The sequence below is a fragment of the Streptomyces sp. NPDC058239 genome, from assembly GCF_042882185.1.
Taxonomy (GTDB): domain Bacteria; phylum Actinomycetota; class Actinomycetes; order Streptomycetales; family Streptomycetaceae; genus Streptomyces.
Genome location: NZ_JBHVWS010000002.1, coordinates 381,584 through 400,226 on the forward strand (window position 1 = coordinate 381,584; position 18,643 = coordinate 400,226).

General features: G+C 69.3%; 21 protein-coding genes. 8 read left to right on the forward strand and 13 right to left on the reverse strand.

Annotated features, from left to right (window positions below):
• Positions 1-6 precede the first annotated feature (6 nt).
• Together ACFVYE_RS04275 and ACFVYE_RS04280 are read left to right on the forward strand one after the other, a co-directional pair.
• A complete protein-coding gene (locus ACFVYE_RS04275; RefSeq protein ID WP_389603987.1) occupies positions 7-1,683 on the forward strand; it encodes an AMP-binding protein in 1,677 nt (558 codons plus the stop codon).
• Positions 1,680-3,287 (forward strand): AMP-binding protein, encoded by a 1,608-nt coding sequence (locus ACFVYE_RS04280; RefSeq protein WP_389603989.1) that lies wholly within the window; start codon positions 1,680-1,682, stop codon positions 3,285-3,287. Before ACFVYE_RS04275 ends, ACFVYE_RS04280 begins: the two co-directional genes overlap by 4 nt.
• A 22-nt stretch (positions 3,288-3,309) precedes the next feature.
• Here the strand turns inward: ACFVYE_RS04280 and ACFVYE_RS04285 are convergent, their stop codons facing one another.
• The 3 genes from ACFVYE_RS04285 to ACFVYE_RS04295 all read right to left on the reverse strand — a co-directional run bounded on the left by ACFVYE_RS04285 (position 3,310) and on the right by ACFVYE_RS04295 (position 4,914).
• Positions 3,310-3,531 (reverse strand): hypothetical protein, encoded by a 222-nt coding sequence (locus ACFVYE_RS04285; RefSeq protein WP_383976318.1) that lies wholly within the window; start codon positions 3,529-3,531, stop codon positions 3,310-3,312.
• Positions 3,532-3,607: 76 nt separating this feature from the next.
• The gene (locus ACFVYE_RS04290) at positions 3,608-4,162 is read right to left on the reverse strand and encodes a GNAT family N-acetyltransferase (protein WP_383976316.1); all 555 of its coding nucleotides are present in this window, start codon (positions 4,160-4,162) and stop codon (positions 3,608-3,610) included.
• Positions 4,163-4,185: 23 nt separating this feature from the next.
• Positions 4,186-4,914 (reverse strand): hypothetical protein, encoded by a 729-nt coding sequence (locus ACFVYE_RS04295; RefSeq protein ID WP_383976337.1) that lies wholly within the window; start codon positions 4,912-4,914, stop codon positions 4,186-4,188.
• Between the two features lie 340 nt (positions 4,915-5,254).
• Here ACFVYE_RS04295 and gcl point away from each other — a divergent pair, with 340 nt between their 5' ends.
• On the forward strand, positions 5,255-7,030 hold the full coding sequence (gene gcl / locus ACFVYE_RS04300) for a glyoxylate carboligase (protein WP_389603992.1): 1,776 nt from the start codon (positions 5,255-5,257) through the stop codon (positions 7,028-7,030).
• A 377-nt stretch (positions 7,031-7,407) separates the two neighbouring features.
• Here the strand turns inward: gcl and ACFVYE_RS04305 are convergent, their stop codons facing one another.
• The 3 genes from ACFVYE_RS04305 to ACFVYE_RS04315 form a co-directional block, all read right to left on the reverse strand.
• Positions 7,408-8,865 carry a catalase gene (locus ACFVYE_RS04305; protein WP_389603994.1) on the reverse strand — a complete coding sequence of 486 codons (1,458 nt, stop codon included), beginning with the start codon at positions 8,863-8,865 and terminating at the stop codon, positions 7,408-7,410.
• 243 nt (positions 8,866-9,108) lie between these two features.
• Entirely contained in the window at positions 9,109-10,008 is a 900-nt protein-coding gene (locus tag ACFVYE_RS04310; protein ID WP_383974995.1) for a 2-hydroxy-3-oxopropionate reductase, read from the reverse strand.
• Between the two features lie 47 nt (positions 10,009-10,055).
• Positions 10,056-10,895, reverse strand: coding sequence for a TIM barrel protein (locus ACFVYE_RS04315; protein WP_389603997.1), 840 nt, complete (start codon positions 10,893-10,895; stop codon positions 10,056-10,058).
• Between the two features lie 224 nt (positions 10,896-11,119).
• Between ACFVYE_RS04315 and ACFVYE_RS04320 the strand changes: the two genes are divergently transcribed.
• The 3 genes from ACFVYE_RS04320 (at position 11,120) to ACFVYE_RS04330 (ending at position 13,040) form a co-directional block, all read left to right on the forward strand.
• Entirely contained in the window at positions 11,120-12,325 is a 1,206-nt protein-coding gene (locus ACFVYE_RS04320) for a lactonase family protein (protein ID WP_383974989.1), read from the forward strand.
• 98 nt (positions 12,326-12,423) lie between these two features.
• Positions 12,424-12,675, forward strand: coding sequence for a hypothetical protein (locus ACFVYE_RS04325; protein ID WP_383974986.1), 252 nt, complete (start codon positions 12,424-12,426; stop codon positions 12,673-12,675).
• Positions 12,672-13,040, forward strand: a complete 369-nt coding sequence (locus ACFVYE_RS04330) for a helix-turn-helix domain-containing protein (protein ID WP_383974983.1) — start codon at positions 12,672-12,674, stop codon at positions 13,038-13,040. The genes ACFVYE_RS04325 and ACFVYE_RS04330 overlap by 4 nt, the downstream gene beginning before the upstream one ends.
• Before the next feature lie 146 nt (positions 13,041-13,186).
• Here the strand turns inward: ACFVYE_RS04330 and ACFVYE_RS04335 are convergent, their stop codons facing one another.
• Positions 13,187-13,801 carry a tyrosine-type recombinase/integrase gene (locus ACFVYE_RS04335; RefSeq protein WP_389604140.1) on the reverse strand — a complete coding sequence of 205 codons (615 nt, stop codon included), beginning with the start codon at positions 13,799-13,801 and terminating at the stop codon, positions 13,187-13,189.
• A gap of 76 nt (positions 13,802-13,877) precedes the next feature.
• On the opposite strand from ACFVYE_RS04335, the gene ACFVYE_RS04340 reads away from it, so the two are divergent.
• Positions 13,878-14,018, forward strand: a complete 141-nt coding sequence (locus tag ACFVYE_RS04340) for a multicopper oxidase domain-containing protein (protein ID WP_389604142.1) — start codon at positions 13,878-13,880, stop codon at positions 14,016-14,018.
• A gap of 46 nt (positions 14,019-14,064) precedes the next feature.
• Here the strand turns inward: ACFVYE_RS04340 and ACFVYE_RS04345 are convergent, their stop codons facing one another.
• The 6 genes from ACFVYE_RS04345 to ACFVYE_RS04370 form a co-directional block, all read right to left on the reverse strand.
• A complete protein-coding gene (locus ACFVYE_RS04345; protein ID WP_389603999.1) occupies positions 14,065-14,196 on the reverse strand; it encodes an HNH endonuclease in 132 nt (43 codons plus the stop codon).
• Positions 14,197-14,392: 196 nt separating this feature from the next.
• Entirely contained in the window at positions 14,393-14,602 is a 210-nt protein-coding gene (locus tag ACFVYE_RS04350; RefSeq protein ID WP_383974977.1) for a hypothetical protein, read from the reverse strand.
• Between the two features lie 26 nt (positions 14,603-14,628).
• Positions 14,629-14,961: a DUF6233 domain-containing protein gene (locus tag ACFVYE_RS04355; RefSeq protein WP_383974974.1), complete on the reverse strand. Its 333-nt coding sequence runs from the start codon at positions 14,959-14,961 to the stop codon at positions 14,629-14,631.
• A gap of 361 nt (positions 14,962-15,322) precedes the next feature.
• Entirely contained in the window at positions 15,323-15,547 is a 225-nt protein-coding gene (locus ACFVYE_RS04360; protein WP_383974971.1) for a hypothetical protein, read from the reverse strand.
• 732 nt (positions 15,548-16,279) lie between these two features.
• Positions 16,280-16,453 carry a hypothetical protein gene (locus ACFVYE_RS04365; RefSeq protein WP_383974968.1) on the reverse strand — a complete coding sequence of 58 codons (174 nt, stop codon included), beginning with the start codon at positions 16,451-16,453 and terminating at the stop codon, positions 16,280-16,282.
• 9 nt (positions 16,454-16,462) lie between these two features.
• Positions 16,463-17,011 carry a flavoprotein gene (locus ACFVYE_RS04370; protein WP_383974965.1) on the reverse strand — a complete coding sequence of 183 codons (549 nt, stop codon included), beginning with the start codon at positions 17,009-17,011 and terminating at the stop codon, positions 16,463-16,465.
• A 131-nt stretch (positions 17,012-17,142) separates the two neighbouring features.
• Between ACFVYE_RS04370 and ACFVYE_RS04375 the strand changes: the two genes are divergently transcribed.
• Positions 17,143-18,327 (forward strand): helix-turn-helix domain-containing protein, encoded by a 1,185-nt coding sequence (locus tag ACFVYE_RS04375; RefSeq protein ID WP_383974962.1) that lies wholly within the window; start codon positions 17,143-17,145, stop codon positions 18,325-18,327.
• The last annotated feature ends 316 nt before the right edge of the window (positions 18,328-18,643 follow it).

Below are 18,643 nucleotides of genomic sequence, written 5' to 3' on the forward strand. Positions count from 1 at the left end.
GGGCACATGTCGGCAACCAGCGCGACGGAAACGTTCCGGGCCGCCCGGGACTTTCTGCTGCAGCACCGCGAGGACTACCACGCGGCCTACGAGGGCTTCCGCTGGCCCCGGACCGACCATTTCAACTGGGCGCTCGACTGGTTCGATGCCATCGCCGAGCACAACGACCGCACCGCCCTGCACATCGTGGAGGAGGACGGCGGCCGCACCGAGGTGTCCTTCGCCCGGATGTCCGCCCGCTCCAACCAGACCGCGAACTGGCTTCGCGCCCAGGGGGTACGGGCCGGGGACCGCATCCTCGTCATGCTCGGCAACCAGGTCGAGCTGTGGGAGACGGCGCTGGCCGCGATGAAGCTGCGCGCCGTCGTCATCCCCGCCACCCCGCTCCTCGGCCCGGTCGATCTGCGTGACCGGATGGAGCGCGGCCATGTCCGGCACATCCTGGTACGGGACACCGACACCGCCAAGTTCGACGAGGTGCCGGGCGACTACACCCGGATCTCGGTCGGCGCCGACGTGCCCGGCTGGCTGTCGTACACCGGCGCCGACGATCAGCCGGAGACCTTCGGGGCGGACCGGGAGACCGACGCCGACGAACCGCTGATGCTCTACTTCACCTCCGGTACGACCGCCAGCCCCAAGCTCGTCGAGCACACCCATGTCTCCTATCCCGTGGGCCACTTGTCGACGATGTACTGGATCGGCCTCAAGCCCGGGGACGTCCACCTCAATATCTCCTCGCCCGGCTGGGCCAAGCACGCCTGGTCGAATCTCTTCGCGCCCTGGAGCGCCGAGGCGACCGTCTTCATCTTCAACTACACCCGCTTCGACGCGGGCCGGCTGATGGCCGAGATGGACCGCTCGGAAGTCACCAGCTTCTGCGCCCCGCCCACCGTCTGGCGGATGCTGATCCAGGCCGACCTCTCCCAGCTGAAGACCCCGCCGCGCGAGGTCGTCGCGGCCGGTGAGCCGCTGAACCCGGAGGTCATCGAGACGGTGCGGCGCACCTGGGGCGTCACCATCCGGGACGGATTCGGCCAGACAGAGACCGCCGTACAGGTCGCCAACACCCCGGGCCAGCTGCTGAAGGCCGGGTCGATGGGCCGGCCCAGCCCCGGCTTCAAGGTCGAGCTCCTCGACCCGGTCACGGGTGAGCCCGGCGCGGCCGAGGGCGAGATCTCCCTCGATCTGTCGGACCGTCCGGTGGGTCTGATGACCGGCTACCACGGCGACCCGGACCGGACCGCCGAGGCCATGGCGGGCGGTTACTACCGCACCGGTGACATCGGCTCCCGCGACGAGGACGGCTACATCACCTATGTCGGCCGCGCCGACGACGTCTTCAAGGCATCCGACTACAAGATCTCGCCGTTCGAGCTGGAGAGCGCCCTGCTGGAGCACGAGGCGGTCGCCGAGGCCGCCGTCGTCCCGGCCCCCGATCCGGTACGGCTCGCGGTGCCGAAGGCGTACATCGTGCTCGCGGAGGGCTGGGAGCCCGGTCCGGACACGGCGAAGGTGCTGTTCGAGCACTCCCGGGCGGTCCTCGCCCCGTACAAGCGGGTCCGGCGGCTGGAGTTCGCCGAGCTGCCCAAGACCGTCTCCGGCAAGATCCGCCGCATCGAGCTGCGCGAGCGCACGGCCCGGGGCACCGGCACCGAGTACGACGAGGGGGATCTGCGATGAGCGTGCTGTCCTACGCGCACGGCACCGGCACCACGGCGCTGCTCGGCGACACCATCGGACGCAATCTCGACCGCTCCATCGAGGCGTTCGGTGAGCGCGAGGCGCTCGTCGACGTCACGTCGGGGCGACGCTGGACGTACACCGAATTCGGCGCGGCGGTCGACGAATTGGCGCGTGCGCTGATGACGTCCGGGGTGGCAAAGGGGGACCGGGTCGGGATCTGGGCGATCAACTGCCCCGAGTGGGTGCTCGTGCAGTACGCCACCGCCCGCATCGGCGCCGTCATGGTCAACATCAACCCGGCCTACCGGGCGCACGAGCTTGGGTACGTGCTGAAGCAGGCCGGGATCTCGCTCCTGGTCTCCTCGCTCTCGCACCGCGCCAGTGACTACCGCGCCCTGGTCGACCAGGTCCGCGGCGGCTGCCCCGACCTGCGCGCCGTGCACTACATCGGTGACCCGTCCTGGGACGAGCTGACGGCCGTGTCCGGATCCGTGACCGCCGGGCAACTTGCGGCCAGGGAAGCCGAGTTGTCCTGCGACGACCCGATCAACATCCAGTACACCTCCGGCACCACCGGCTTCCCCAAGGGGGCCACCCTCTCCCACCACAACATCCTCAACAACGGCTATTTTGTGGGGGAGCTGGTCGCCTACACCGAACAGGACCGGGTCTGTCTGCCCGTCCCCTTCTACCACTGCTTCGGCATGGTCATGGGCAACCTCGGCATCACCTCGCACGGTGCCTGCATCGTGATCCCGGGCCCCGCCTTCGAGGCGGCCGCCGTGCTCGCCGCCGTTCAACAGGAGCGCTGCACCTCGCTCTACGGCGTCCCCACCATGTTCATCGCGGAGCTGAACCTCCCCGACTTCGCCTCGTACGACCTCTCCTCGCTGCGCACCGGCATCATGGCCGGATCGCCCTGCCCGGTCGAGGTGATGAAGCGGGTCGTCGCCGAGATGCACATGGACGAGGTGTCCATCTGTTACGGCATGACGGAGACCTCGCCGGTCTCCACCCAGACCCGCCGCGACGACGACCTGGAGCGCCGCACCGGCACCGTCGGCCGCGTCATGCCGCACATCGAGGTCAAGGTCGTCGACCCGGTGACCGGCGTGACCCTGGAGCGCGGTGCGGCGGGCGAACTCTGCACCCGCGGCTACAGCGTGATGCTCGGCTACTGGGAGCAGCCCGAGCGCACCGCGGAGGCGATCGACGCGGGCCGCTGGATGCACACCGGGGACCTCGCGGTGATGCGGGAGGACGGCTACGTACAGATCGTCGGCCGGATCAAGGACATGATCATCCGTGGTGGTGAGAACGTATATCCGCGGGAGATCGAGGAGTTCCTCCACAGCCACCCGAAGATCGCGGATGTGCAGGTGGTGGGCGTACCGGACGACGCCTACGGCGAAGAGATCCTGGCCTGCGTCATCCCGAGGGACCCGGCGAACCCGCCGACCCTGGAAGAGGTGACGGGCTACTGCCGTGAACAGCTGGCGCACTACAAGATCCCGCGGCGGCTGCAGATCCTGGAGACCTTCCCGATGACGGTCAGCGGGAAGGTCCGGAAGATCGAACTGCGTGAGGGCTACGGGCAGTAGGACAGGATCGCCCCGGGCGTTGTCAGGCGGCCTCGATGATGTCGCCGGCAACGCCCCGGGTCGCGGCCGCCCATTCGATCAGCAGCACTTCGTAGGCGGCGGACTCCACGGAGGACCAGTCCTGTCCGGCGCGCGCGTCCACCAGGGCCCGTATCGCCTCGTTCGCCTCGGCGGCGGACGGGGACGTCGGTCGGGTCGTGTGCGGCGGGTCGACAGGTGGTGTGTGCCGTGGAGTTAAAGCCATGTTCCCTACCTTAAGGCCCGGCACTGACAACCGACCGAACATTTGTGGCCCTCGGTCCGAACGTGACCGATTGCACTCACTGTCGTCGGTCGGTTCCGCTGAGGTGCGGGTCGTGCCCGGCGCGCGGGATCTCGCGCCGCATGCAGACCCTCGGCCAGCGGTCCAGGCCGTGTTCCGCCTCCTCCGCCCTGATCTTCCTCAGTCCGTCGGTGAGTTCGGCCTCGCTCAGCGTGCGGAAGCCGAGGCGGGCGTAGTACGGCGCGTTCCACGGGACGTGGGAGAAGGTCGTCAGCGTCAGCGCGCCCAGCTGCCGTTCGTGCGCCCACCCGGTGAGGTGGTCGATGAGGGTGCGGCCCAGGCCGCGTCGTGCGGCGGACGGATGGACGGAGACCTGTTCGATGTGGGCCGCGCAGTCGACCGGGTCGGCGATCAGGTAGCCGACCGGGTGGTCCCCGGTGTCGGCGGCCACCCAGGCGCGGCCGGCCCGGCGGTAGTCGTCCAGCAGTCCGAGCGGCGGGGGATCGTCGTCCGCGATGGCCGACATGCCGAGCGCGCGGAACGGTTCGCCGGCGGCGCGCTCGATGTCCTGAAGCAGCGGAAGATCGGAGCGGCGGGCGGTACGGATACGCATACGGCCAGTATGGCGCCCCGGGCTCAGGCGCCGGTGCTGATCAGATCGTCCGCGGGGCTGTTGACCGGCTGCGGCGTTCCCGTGCGGTCCATGACGAAGAGCGGGATGCCGAGGCCGTCCGCGCGCGCTTCGGCGTCCTGCGCGTATCCCGTGAGCGAGAAGAACACGCTCGTGACCGATGCGCTGAGTGCGTTCAGCCAGAGGCACTCGACGTCGCGCAGGACGGTCGGCCGGGAGACCGCGTCGACCTGGGCGATCAGCCCGGTGGCCCGCAGATCGATCCGCGCGGGGGAGCGCTCCGCAGGCTGTACGACATCGTGGTAGCCCAGCCACTTCAGATACAGGGCGGCGCTCGCGACCGCATCGTGTGCGGTACGGATCGGCAGGGGCTGGAACGCCGGCCGGGGCGGCGGCGCCGTACGCGGCAGCGGAATGTGGGACGGCCGGTCGGGCCGGGCCCCGTGGGCGGGTCCGGGGGTGCTGCCGGTTTCCGTCACGGGCCGGACCGGTATCCGCAGCACCGTCCCGCACGGGCAGCACAGCTCCGGCTGCGGCCACTGGTCGTGGCGCCCGCAGGTGCGACAGCGCACCGTCACCCAGTCGTCGTTCCAGGTGCGGTGCGTGATCGGTACGACCGGGGCGCCGCGCAGCACGGGCGGGGCGGTCGGCGCGCCGCACGGGCAGGGATAGACCGGCGTGCTGTACGTGTGGTCGCGGCGGCAGGCCGGGCAGCGTACCGGCACCGACTCCACCATGAACTCCCTCCGGCCCCGGTTGCGCGCCCCGGCGACGGGTCACCTCGGCGCACCGAAGTGCGCCTGCGCCGACCGATGCGGGCCGACTCCGCTCCGTATCCCCATGGTCCACCAACAGCGAGGTCCTGGGGAGTGACTTGGCGTACTTCGTGGACGGGTGCGCACACCGGCCGCCCCGTGCCCGCTCTCTTGACGGTCGCCCGGTCGCACTTTAGATTGATTTCCGTATAACAGAATCAAGTTTCCGCAATGCGGAATTAATGCGGAATTGGTGCTCTCAGGTGGCGCGACAGAGCCCGACTCCACCAGGTCCGAGCAGGAGCACTCAATGCCTCGAATGACCGCTGCCCGAGCGGCAGTTGAGATCCTCAAGCGCGAAGGCGTCAGCAATGCGTTCGGTGTGCCGGGCGCGGCGATCAACCCCTTCTACGCGGCCCTCAAGGCCTCCGGCGGGGTTCATCACACGCTCGCCCGCCATGTCGAGGGCGCCTCCCACATGGCGGAGGGCTACACCCGGGCACGCCCGGGGAACATCGGCGTCTGCATCGGTACGTCGGGACCGGCCGGCACCGACATGATCACCGGCCTCTACTCCGCCATCGCCGACTCCGTCCCGATCCTCTGCATCACCGGGCAGGCCCCGACCGCCGTGCTCCACAAGGAGGACTTCCAGGCGGTCGACATCGCCTCGATCGCGGCGCCCGTCACCAAGGCCGCGACGACCGTCCTCGAAGCCGCCCAGGTCCCGGGTGTGGTCCAGCAGGCCTTCCACCTGATGCGCACCGGCCGCCCCGGCCCCGTCCTCATCGATCTGCCCATCGATGTCCAGCTCACGGAGATCGAGTTCGACCCGGACCTGTACGAGCCGCTGCCGGCGCACAAGCCCGCCGCGACCCGCAAGCAGATCGAGCGAGCCCTGGAGATGCTGAACGCCTCCGAGCGCCCGCTGCTCGTCGCGGGGGGCGGCATCATCAACGCCGACGCGTCAGAACTCCTGGTGGAATTCGCCGAGTTGACAGGCGTTCCGGTCGTTCCGACCCTGATGGGCTGGGGCATCATCGCCGACGACCACGCGCTGAACGCGGGCATGGTCGGCCTGCAGACCTCGCACCGCTACGGCAACGCGAACTTCCTGGAGTCCGACTTCGTCCTCGGCATCGGCAACCGCTGGGCCAACCGCCACACCGGCAAGCTGGACGTCTACACCCGGGGCCGCACCTTCGTCCACGTGGACATCGAGCCCACCCAGCTCGGCAAGATCTTCGCCCCCGACCTCGGTATCGCCTCCGACGCCGGGGCCGCGCTGGAACTGTTCGTCGAGGTGGCGCGCGAGCTGAAGGCGGCCGGAGAGCTCAAGGACCGCTCGCAGTGGGCCGCGTCCACCCAGGAACGCCGGGCCACGCTGCAGCGCCGTACGCACTTCGACAACGTGCCGCTCAAGCCGCAGCGGGTGTACGAGGAGATGAACCGGGCCTTCGGCCCCGAGACCCGGTACGTCACCACGATCGGGCTCTCCCAGATCGCCGGTGCGCAGATGCTGCACGTCTACCGGCCGCGCCACTGGATCAACTGCGGCCAGGCGGGCCCGCTCGGCTGGACCATCCCGGCCGCGCTGGGCGTCGCCACGGCCGACCCGGACGGCTCCGTCGTCGCGCTCTCCGGCGACTACGACTTCCAGTTCATGCTGGAGGAACTGGCCGTCGGTGCGCAGCACCGCATCCCGTACGTCCATGTCCTGGTGAACAACTCCTACCTGGGGCTGATCCGCCAGGCGCAGCGCAACTTCGACATCGACTTCCAGGTCAACCTGGAGTTCGAGAACCTCAACTCGCCGGAGATCGGCGTCTACGGCGTCGATCACGTCAAGGTCGTCGAGGGCCTGGGCTGCAAGGCGATCCGCGTCACCGAGCCGGAACAGCTGCTGCCGGCCTTCGAGGAGGCGAAGAAGCTGGCTGCGGAGTTCCGGGTCCCGGTGGTGGTCGAGGCGATCCTGGAGCGCGTGACGAACATCGCGATGAGCGGTACGGATATCGCGTCCGTCAACGAGTTCGAGGACATCGCGACGGACCCGTCCCACGCACCGACCGCGATCCTCCCGCTCACAACGTCCTGACGACCTGCCGGCCCGCCCGTGGCCCCCGCCCCCGAGAGCTGGGGGCGGGGGCCACCGCCGTTCTCCGGCCGGTCCGGCATTTGACAGGACGGAACCTGATGGCGGGGGCCGCCACCCCGGGCGCAGCCGGAAACGCCGAGAAGGGCGCGGAGCACGGGACCGTATCCGTACTCCGCGCCCTGGCGCGGGTGAAGCAGAACAGAGGTCGCGGCGGCGGCGATCGGGCCCGAAGCCCCATCTCCTTCAGGTCAGGAGACAGGACACCCCGGGCCCCCACCACCGCACTGGTGTCGCACAGCCGCCGCGACCTCGACCTGCCCGCGCCGCGTGACACCCCTCATCCGGGTACACGGCGCGAGCAGGGTTCAGCGGGAGGCTCAGTCCTCGCGCAGGGCGCGGACGGCCTCCTCCACGCGCTTGCCGTAGTCGGCATCGGCGGCGTGGAAGTGGGCGAGGTTCTTCTCGATCACGTCGTCGCGGGTCACCTGGGACAGCCCCCCGGCGATGTTGGCGACCAGGCGGCCCTTCTCGTCCTCGGACATCAGCCGGTACAGCTCTCCCGCCTGGAAGAAGTCGTCGTCCTTGGTGTGGGCGGGTGCCTCGTGGGTGCCGGTCCAGCCGTGGATCGCGAGCGGGGCGGAGAGCGCCGCGCCGGTCTGGGCGGGGCCCGCGTACGAGTTGGGCTCGTAGTTCTTGTCGTGGCGCGCACCGTTGCGCGTGGCGTGCAGTCCGTCGCGGCCGTAGTTGTCGACGACGGCGGTGCGCGGTGCGTTCACCGGGAGCTGGGTGTGGTTGACGCCCAGCCGGTAGCGGTGCGCGTCCGCGTAGGCGAAGAGCCGGCCCTGGAGCATCTTGTCCGGGGACGGACCGATGCCGGGCACGAAGTTGTTCGGGGAGAACGCGGCCTGCTCGACCTCGGCGAACACATTGTCCGGGTTGCGGTCGAGGACCAGCCGGCCCACCCGCTGCAGCGGGTAGTCGCTGTGCGGCCACACCTTGGTCAGGTCGAACGGGTTGAAGCGGTAGTCCGCGGCCTCGGCGGCCGGCATGACCTGCACGTACAGCGTCCAGGACGGGTTCACCCCGCGCTCGATGGCCTGCAGCAGGTCCGTCTGGTGCGAGTTGCCGTCCTTGCCCGCGAGTTCGGCGGCCTGCTCGCTGGAGAGGGAGCGCACACCCTGGTTCGTCTTGAAGTGGTACTTGACGAAGAAGGCCTCGCCCTCCGCGTTCGTCCACTGGTACGTGTGCGAGCCGTAGCCGTTCATGTGGCGGTACGAGGCGGGGATGCCGCGGTCGCCCATCAGCCAGGTCACCTGGTGCGTCGCCTCGGGCGCGTGGGCCCAGAAGTCCCACACGTTGTCCGGCTCCTGACGGCCCGTGAACGGATCGCGCTTCTGCGAGTGGATGAAGTCGGGGAACTTGATCGGGTCCTTGATGAAGAACACCGGGGTGTTGTTGCCGACCAGGTCGTAATTGCCTTCGTCCGTATAGAACTTGAGGGCGAAGCCGCGCGGGTCGCGTACGGCGTCCGCGCCGCCCAGCGAGTCGGCGACGGTGGAGAAGCGGATGAACGTCTCGGTGCGCCTGCCGACCGCGGAGAGAAAATCGGCGCGGGTGAAGGCGGTGACGTCGTCGGTCACTTCGAAGTAGCCGTACGCGCCGGAGCCGCGGGCGTGGACCACGCGCTCCGGTATGCGCTCCCGGTTGAAGCGGGCCAGCTTCTCCAGCAGGTGCTGGTCCTGGAGGAGGATCGGGCCACCGGCGCCGGCGGTGGCGGAGTTCTGGTTGTCGGCGACCGGGGCGCCTGACTCGGTCGTAAGCACACGCTGCGTCATGGTGTCGGGGCGACCTTCCGTACGGGAGCTGCTGAACTGCGACGGCTTGAGGCTCCAGGAGCGTAGATACGCCCCGAACCAGACGTCAACAGTTTGTTGAAGTTTGGAGTCTGGTGTTCCGGACGACGCCGACGCCTGGGCGCGACAGGACAGGTGTCAGCGCCGACGCCGTCCGGAAGTCTCTGGGTGGCCGACCGGGGTGGCCGGCCGGGGGCCGGTCCGGGCCGGTCCGGGCCGGACCGGTCAGGCCCGGACGGGCTGCCCCGACAGGCGCTCGACCGAGCGCAGCAGTGCCGAGTGGTCCAGGCCGCCGTCGCCCTGTGCGCGAAGCGAGGCGACCAGTTGCGCGACCACGGCGCCGACGGGCAGTGCGGCACCGACATTGCGGGCGGCGTCGGTGACGATGCCCATGTCCTTGTGGTGCAGGTCGATCCGGAAGCCCGGCGCGAAGTCCCGCTTCAGGAAGTTGTCCTTCTTGCGGGTCAGGACGGTCGAGCCGGCCAGCCCGCCGTTCAGCACGTCGAGCGCGGCACAGAGGTCGACCCCGGACTTCTCCAGGAAGACGACCGCTTCGGCGCACGCCTGGATGTTGACCGCGACGATCAGCTGGTTGGCGGCCTTCACCGTCTGACCGGAGCCGTGCGGACCGCACAGCACAATGGTCCTGCCGAGCGCCCGGAGGATCGGCTGCGCCGCGTCGAAGTCGGGCCGCTCGCCGCCGACCATGATCGACAGAACGGCCTCGATCGCACCGGCCTCGCCGCCGGACACCGGGGCGTCCAGCACCCGGATGCCTCTGTCCTTCGCGTTCTTCGCGAGGTCCACGGAGGTCTGCGGGGTGATCGATGACATGTCGATCAGCAGCGCGCCGCGCTTCGCGTTCTCCAGGATGCCGTCGGGGCCGTACGCGATGGCCTCGACCTGCGGGGAGGCGGGCACCATCGTGATGACGACATCGGCGTCCCGGACCGCCTCGGCGATCGAGCCCGCGCCCGTGCCGCCGGCCGCGACCAGCCGGTCGATCTTCTCCTGCTCCAGGGTGTGACCGGTGACGTCGTACCCGGCCTTGATCAGGTTCTCGGACATGGGGGAGCCCATGATGCCGAGTCCGATCCATGCAACCTTGGGGAGGTTGTTGCTCATGAGGGTGCCTTCCGATAAGCGTGTGTACGAGGGGGAGTCCGCCGCCCTCAGCGGGCGGCCCGCGCGGTGGCCGGGAGCCACTCGAAGGCCTCGGCGCTCGGCCGGCCGCCCGGCTTGTACTCCAGGCCGACCCAGCCGTCGTAACCGGCCTTCGTCAGCTCGTCGAGGAGCTCCTCCAGCGGGAGCGAGCCGGTGCCGGGCGCGCCGCGCCCCGGGTTGTCGGCGATCTGGACGTGGCCGGTCCTGCCGGCGTACGCAGTGATGACCTGGCCGAGGTCCTCGCCGTTCATCGAGAGGTGGTACAGGTCCAGCAGGAACTTCGCGTTTCCGAGCCCTGACGCCGCGTTGACCTTGTCGACGATCTCGATCCCGGCCGGCGCGCTCACCAGGGGATAGCGCGGCGATTCCGGCTTGTTGAGGGTCTCGATCAGCAGGACCGCCCCGATCCGGTCGGCCGCACGGGCGGCGACGACCAGGTTCTCCAGGGCGAGTTCGTCCTGCACGGTCGGGTCCACACCGTCGACGCGGTTGCCGTAGAGCGCGTTGAGCGCCTTGCAGCCGACCGAGGCGGCGAAGCCGGCCGCCACCTCGATATTGGCGCGGAAGCGGTCCGACTCCGAGCCGGGCACGGAGAGCGCGCCGCGGTCGGGGCCGGGCAACTGTCCGGCGTAGAAGTTCAGCCCCACCAACTGGGTGCCTGCGTCGTCGAGCGCCTTCTTGAGGGCGTCGAGCTCGGCCTGCGGAGGAGTGGGGGTCTCGATCCATGGCCACCACAGCTCGACCGCGGTGAAGCCTGCCGCGGCGGCGGCCGCGGGACGCTCCAGGAGCGGGAGTTCCGTGAAGAGGATCGAAAGGTTCACATCGAAGCGCTGGTCCGGGTAGCCCATGAGGGTTTCGGCGCTCCTTCCGTATTGCGGAAGTTAGTTTCTACGTAACGGAAGATTGCCCGGAGCTGGGAGAGCTGTCAAGGGGGTGCCCGGAATTCAGCCGGGTGCCTTCGTGCGGGTTGTGCAAGGTGCAACCGGAATTGCGCCGCTTGCCGATGGGGTGCGGGGCGGGTCAGGGTGGCTGGTGCATCCGATGCAGCCGACCCCCACACGAGGTGCCTCGCATGAACCACGCCACCAGCCGGCGCGCCGTCCTCGGAGCCCTGTTCGCCGGTGCCGCCCTGTCCGTGGCCCCCGCGCTGCCCGGCTCTCTCCGGTCTCCCGGGAGTGCGCCGAACTCCGTGCCCGCGGTCGGTTCTCGCCCGCGCACCACCCGGCAGCTGCTGCTCGGTACGTACACCTCGGCCGAGGGCGGCGGCAAGGGAATCGGTACGGCCTCGTACGACGCCACCACCGGGGCGATCTCCGTCGGCCCCGCGATCACCGGCGTCGACAATCCCTCGTACCTGGCCATGCACCCCTCGGGTGCCACCGTCTACGCGGTCGACGAGCAGGACCGGGGCGGGGTGACGGCCGTCGCTCTGTCACCGGACGGCGGCCACCGGGTGCTGGGAACCCGCAGCACGGGCGGGGCGGGGCCCACCCATCTCTCCGTCCATCCCACGGGAAGGTGGCTGCTCACCGCGAACTACACCTCCGGCAGCGTCGTCGTGCACCCCATCCGGGGCGACGGCTCGCTGGGGGAGCGCACGGACCTGGTCGCCCACACCGCACCGCCCCCCGGCCCCGGCCAGGACGGGCCGCACGCCCACCAGATCGTCACCACCCCGGACGGCGGCCACATCCTCGCCGTGGACCTGGGCAACGACTCCGTGTACACGTACCGGCTCGACGAGAACCGCGGCACGCTCGACCCGGTCTCCTACGCGGCCCTGCGCCCCGGGGCCGGACCGCGGCACATCACATTTCACCCGGGTGGCCGCTTCGCCTACCTGGCCTGCGAGGTCGACAACACCGCGGTCGTCTGCGGCTACGACCCGGCCACCGGCACCCTGTCCCCGGGTGCCCCGCAGCCCACCGGGACCGGTGCCGGCACCAGCTATCCCGCGCAGTTCCTGGTCACCGGCGACGGCCGGTTCGCCTACCTCGCCAATCGGGGCCACAACAGCCTGACGCGATACGCCGTCGAGGACGACGGCGCCGTACTGCGGCTGCTCGACACGGTGCCCGTCGGCGGCGACTTTCCCCGGCAGATCGCCTTCTCGCCGGACGGGAAGCTGCTCTTCGCGGCGAACCAGAGGTCGAGCACGGTGACCGTGTTCCGGGTCGACGCCCGCAGCGGCGGCCTGACCCGCACCGGTGACGCCTTCCCCGCCCCGACGGCCGTCTGCGTGCTCCCGTACCGGAGCACGGGCCCGGCGGGCGGTTGAGGGCGAAACCGTAACCGGACGGCCCCGGCGCCCGTCCGTTAGGGTCGGGCCCGAGCTGCGGGTTCACGAAGACGTGGCGAACGCATGAGGGAGACACAGTGCGCTTGAGAGTGGAGTTCACCACCGAGCCCTTCGATCTCGACGAGGCGCCCGCCCACGCGGTCGTGGCCCGCGAGGTCATCCAGACGGCCGACCTGGATGCCGTGGACGTCGGCCCCTTCGGCAACACGGCGGAGGGCGGCGCGGACCAGGTGCTCACCGCGGTGGACTCCTTGCTGCGCAGAGCCCTGGCATCGGGTGCCACCCGGGTGTCGCTCCAGGTCAACGTCATCGGGGAGGACTCGAAGTGACCGAACCGGCGGACCACCCCCTCGTCACCGCGGTCAAGCCGCTCGTCGACGCCATGGGCGCCGAACTGCTCGGGCCCGAGCAGGCGCAGGCCGACGACGTCGTGCTGGCCTGGGAGGGCGAAGACGTCATAGCTGTCCGGCTGCCCCAGCTCTCGGAGTCGCTCGACCACATCCTGGCCGCCATGGAGCGCCGGCACGGCATGCCGCTCGCCGAGCTCGACCGCAAGGCCAAGCAGTCGGTGGTGCGAACCCTGGAGGCGCGCGGTGCCTTCTCCGTGCGGCACGGCGTGGAGACGGTGGCGGGTGCGCTGGGGGTCAGCCGCTTCACCGTCTACAACTACCTCAACAGGGAAAAGGACGCCTGATGTGGAAGCGATATCCACACAGGTGAAAGGCTCGCATTCCGTAAAACCGCAGATCACCCCACATCTGACCCCCTCAAGGTCCGGATGTGGAGTGATCCCATTGGATGTGGACGCGTGGACGCGTTGTGGACTTTGAGGGGACTCCGCTACGAGACGACCCTCAATCCACCCCGATCCAGGGCGGCACGCACCGCATCGACCGACCCCGCGCTGGCGTGCGTATACAGCCACGTGATCTTCGCCCCGCGCTCGTGACCCAAGATCTTCTGAGCGTCAGCCTCCGGCACACCCAGCGCATGCAGGCGCGATGCGAAAGCGTGCCGCACGTCGTGCACATGCGGCCACCGCTCGATGCGACCCGTCACCGGGTTCTCCACCTGCCCGGCGACGCCCGCAGCTTCGCTCGCAGACGTCCACAGCCGCCAGAAGTTGCTTCTGCCCAGCACGCCTCTGCGCCGCCCACGGAACACCAGCTCCTTGGCGTGCATGCCGCTCGACGGGGCCGTGCGGGACGACTCGGCGGGATGCCGCTCCAGGTGCCCCTTCAGCGCGTGGGCTGCGCGGGCCGACATCGGAACCATCCGGCTGCCGGCCGTCGACTTCGGGTAAGCCTTCCGCTTCGGCTTGCCGCGAACCTGGTGATCGTCTCGCGGATCTGAATGCTGCCCGCCTCGAAGTCCACGAAGCACCGGCGCAAGCCGACCAGTTCGCCCCACCGGAGCCACGCCCATCCCGGCGGACCAGGTCAAGCCCGAAGACATCGCGACCCTGTCGATCGAGTACCGCAACGGTCAGCCCGTCATCGTCGCCAGCGACGGGAAGTACGTTCCGGCGGCGCTGAAGGTCGTAGACGGGGCCGGCAACGAGGTCGCGGCGTTCGCGGCTCGGACGAAATACGAACGGTACATCGGGGATTTCGTCCTCCACTGCCACATTCTCGACCACGAGGACACCGGCATGATGGAACCCCCGCGCTGAATCGCCTGGTACACATCACCAACGCCCGTACCGGGGCGTCGTGCTGTCAGAGCGGCGTACTGACCGCCCGAAGGTCCTGCCTGGTTTTCGCCTTGTGGCACGGACGGCACAACGCTTGAACGTTCCCGTCCGTGTCCTCGCCCCCGGGTGTGAGCTGCTGCATGTGGTCCACGCCCACCGCGTCCGCGAGGACGAGCGACCCGAGGGTGTGCGGTGTGACCTGATAGTTGCTTCATCTTGCGCACGCGAGGTGCAGGCAAGGGGCGCCTTGTGTCGGCTCCTTCGCGACGGGGTTCTTGTGAGAACCGAGAACGAGCGCAACACCGCCGAATACCGCATGGTGTCTGACTGAGCGCGGTCCGCTGCCTAGCTGCTCACGCCGCTTCGTACCGATGCGCCCGGCCGCCGCGCCATTCGATCCAGTGCGGGTCGTCGAGGAGGTCCCAGGCGTCTTCGAGTCCGGCCCGCCTCAGGAATTCGACGAGGTCGCGGTCATCGTGCGCGAGCCCGACGATCTGCCCGTTGATGGTGACCCTCCGCCCGCCAGTGCGGGACAGGCCGTGGATGACTATCGGGACGCTCATCCCTCCAGGGTGCGCCGGGCGGCTGCTCACAGCACCCCGAGCTCGGTGTCGGGTCGACAGTGTGCGCACGCCCGGATCCCCTCGGCGAGTGCGGCGAGGGCCTGGCCGCGGCTGATGGCCCGGTGCCGCTTTCCGATGGCGTAGCAGTGCCCGGTGTGCACCTCGATGGGGCGGGCGCCGAGCCCGATGCTGAGCTCCATCACCCAGTCCGGTGCTGGCGGCCGGCGCTCTTCCCCCTGCTGCTGCTCGGCTTCGCGGCGTTCCTCGTCGGCGATCCAGCGGTCGATCTGCTCGACCTGCTGCACGGCGATGCGGCGGGCGAAGCGCAGCATGGCCAGGCGCGACGGGCTATCGGACATAAGTTCGATTCTAGTTCCTGCGGAGATCGCCGCGAGCTTCGTCTACCCCTGCCACACTGGCCTCGGCCCCGCTGTCACCCCCGTCGGCGGGGCCACCTGCGTCCGGCCCGGTTGTCATACCGGCCCAGTACCGTGGACTCATCACATTCGCGCCTATGGCTGGGCGCAGCTACTGAACCGCCCCGCCCCCGGAACAGCGCCCGGGAGCGGGGCGGACGCGCATTCCAGGGGGGCTGATACGCGTTCGAAGAGGACCCGGACGGGCTGTCCGGGTCCTCTTCCCTTGCTGGCCCCATGCTCATTGACATGTCAGGGATCAATGAGCATTGCTGGCTCTAAGGGCGTGCCAGTCCCGCTAGCGCTAGCAGAATTTGGCTATCGCGGAGGCTGTGCCCGCGTTGAACCCCTTCTCGTAGTTGGGGTCCGGGGCGCCCAGGGTCGGCGGCAGCTCCGCCTTGCAGGACTCCTTGGCAGCGGCGAAGCCGGCCTTGAAGCCCATCGCCAACTGGTCGTTGACTTCCTTCTCCTCGGCCTGCTTGACCGTGCCGCATGTGAGTCTCGGCCCGCCCTCCTCCTGCAGGGTCATGACCCCGGCGTTCGTAGGCACCTTAAGGCTGCTGTTCAAACCTCCGTCGACCCCAGCCTGCAGGACGAGCGGGATATTCATTCCGCCCACTCGCAGCTTCAAAGGCGACCCTGGGGTGAGTCCCTGCGCGATGACGTTGAAGGCGTCGATACCGGGGTCTTGTGTCACGTGGCATGTGGCCGCAGGCGCGACCGCCTGGGCGGAACCGGCTGTGAAGGGCACCGAGCCGAGTGCCAGTGAGGACACTGCCAGGGGTGCCAACGCGATGAAGCGAAAACGTCCGTTCATTGTTCTGCCTTCCCTTCGGGCATCACGCGAACGAAATGCCCAGCCGAGAGGTTGGAATGCACAGGACGGGCGTGAATGAAGAGGCGGCTCCACGCCTGAGCGGCACGGTCGCGCAGCTCAGGTAGAGGCCGGGAGGGCCCCGGGCGGCCCCAGGTATGGGGCGGCCCCGCATCCGATGACGGCCACAGCTCCACAGAGGGTGGCCTCACGCTTCCGTCGATGATCTCAAGGTCCCACCCCTCTGTCGACTTGAGGCGAATCAGGAGGAAGGCCGCCGTATTTGCCTCGTCCCATGCCGTTCCCCTCCGGCGTGTACGGCTCGGCGAGGGCCTACTTCTGCTCCGCGAGGGCGGAACGTTCCAGCGTGATCAGATCTTCAGGGATAGCGATTGCCGCGGCCGGATCGTAAACGGCGCCACTGACAATCGACCGGAGCCGCGCAGGTCAGGCCGCTGCGACGACATCCGACCGGACCGCGGCCTCCCACTCCACCAGCAGCCGCTGATACTCCGCCTCACCCGCCGGCGACAGTGGGCCGGCCGCCCACAGCGCGCGGATGTCCGCGTTCACCGCGGCGGGGGAGCGCACAGGGGTGGCAGGCGAAGGGGTGATCGACATGAGAACAGGCTAGGAGGCAGGACTGACAATCGCGCCGACCGCGTTGAGGGCGAGATGCCAGGGGAAGCCCTCGGGGCGCCGTTCGCCCGGCTGGTTCGGTTCGAACCCGCCCGGCCCGTACAGCACAGTCACCCCGGCTCCGCGGAGCGTTTCCACCGATCGGTCGAACGCCGGATGCTGTACGTAGGCCGCGTTCACGCAGGGCATCGTCACGGTCGGGATCCGCTTCCCGATTCCCTCGGCAACCACCCCGACGACGAAGCTTGACGTCAGCCCAAGGGCCCAGGCGTTGACTGTGTTGAAGGTGGCCGGTGCGAGCAGGATCGCGTCCGCTGGCGGCCACACGTCCGGTTCGCCCGGCGTCTTGTACTCGGAGCGCACTGGGTGACCGGTCAGCGCCTCCAGCTCGTGCAGCTGCGGTCCCAGCCACTTCGCAGCCGTCGGCGTGAGCCCTAGGCAGACGTCCCAACCGTGGCCCTGGGCCTCCTCAATCACCTTGCCCGCTTCGAAGACCGGTGGGGCAGCAGAACCGAACAGGTACAGGACACGAGACGTCATGTGCCCATCCCACCCGTCGGGCCCCGGACATGCAACCGCCCCCGAACCGGGTGGAATCGGGGGCGATGCGGGATCCAGCGCGCGGACGCGCGGGTACCGTTCCGGATGACGAGTCAGGAACGGAGACCAGTATGCCCAGACTGGACGACGACCACACAGGCGCCCGGATCAAAGAGCAGCGGAAACTCGCCAGGCTGACACAGCGACAGCTGGCCGACCGGCTCCCGTACTCGTACAGCCTCCTCAACCAAGTCGAGTGCGGCGCCAAACCGGCGAACCTCGACTTCGTCGCGGCGGTTGCCCAGGCCCTCCGAATCGACGTCACCGTGCTGACGGGACAGCCCTACGTGACCGAACTGCAGCAGGACCGCCTCGCCGAACTCGTGCGCCCCATCCGGGAAGCACTCGACCTGTACGACCTGGGAGCCGACGACACCATCCCCGACCGACCAGCAGGGCAGCTGATCGCAAGCGCCGATGAGCTGTGCGCCCAGGTGAGGGCCACGCATCTGCGGAACGCCGCCCGCCTGCTGCCCTCCACGATCGCAGAGCTCACCACCGCGGCTTGGCGCGCCCAGTCGACGGAGCTGTGGCAGGCCCTTGCCTCGACATATCGCACCGCCCACGACATCTCGGTGAAGCTCGGCTACTACGACCTCTCCAGCGTGGCCCTGGACCGCATGGACTGGGCAGCCCACCGGGCCTCCGACCCCTGCCTGGCCGCGATCCGCCAGTACATGCGGGCCCTGGTGTACTTCCGGGAAGGCGAGTACACGATCGGGCAGCGCCTCGTCGCCGCCGGCCACGGCATCGTCGGCGCAGCAGAGCAGACCCGGGAGGTTGTGGCCGTCACCGGGCAACTCCACCTCGGGGCATCCGTCATCGCAGCTCGCGCCGACCAGCAGACCGCAGTCGACACCCATATCACCGAGGCGAAGCGGTGCGCCGAGCAGACCGGGGACGCCTCCGAAATCCACTGGCTCAGCTTCGGGCCGACGAACGTGGCCCTGCACAAGATGTCGGCAGCGGTCGAGATGCGGCAGTACGACGAAGCCCTCACCCAGGCCAGGCAGATCACTCTGCCCACGGCTCTGGCCACATCCCGGCGCGCCCACTTCCTCATCGACAAGGCCCGCTCGGAAATGGAGACCGGCCGGACCGAGGCCGCGCTGAGCAGCATCATCGACGCCCGGCATGCCGCGCCGGAGCAGACCCGATACCACCCGGGAGCCCGCGAGACCATCAAGGGCCTGGTGCACATTTCGCGCCGCACTCCGGACACCCTCGGGCACATGGCTGCCTGGATCGGCCTGTAGCCGCGCTCACGCCCTGACCTGCCATCGCTCACAGATTCGTGAGCGTTGAGTCCTCCCACGCCCGTCACGCTGGTCTCACCTGATCAAAGACGAGCCGGGGACGCCATGACCGTGAGGGACTTACCGCCAGTCGACAAACTGACGGAGCAGCAACAGCGTGGATGGTCCTGTGTCTGGTGCAGGACTGCTCTCACCGTCGGCGAGGACAGGGACCTCGGCGAGAAGCGCGCCAGGCCCGAAGGTGGCGCCGCGTACAGCTGGTTCCCGCGGGCCTGCTCGGACGCCGCCGCCTGCGCCGCCCGGGAAGCCGAGCAGG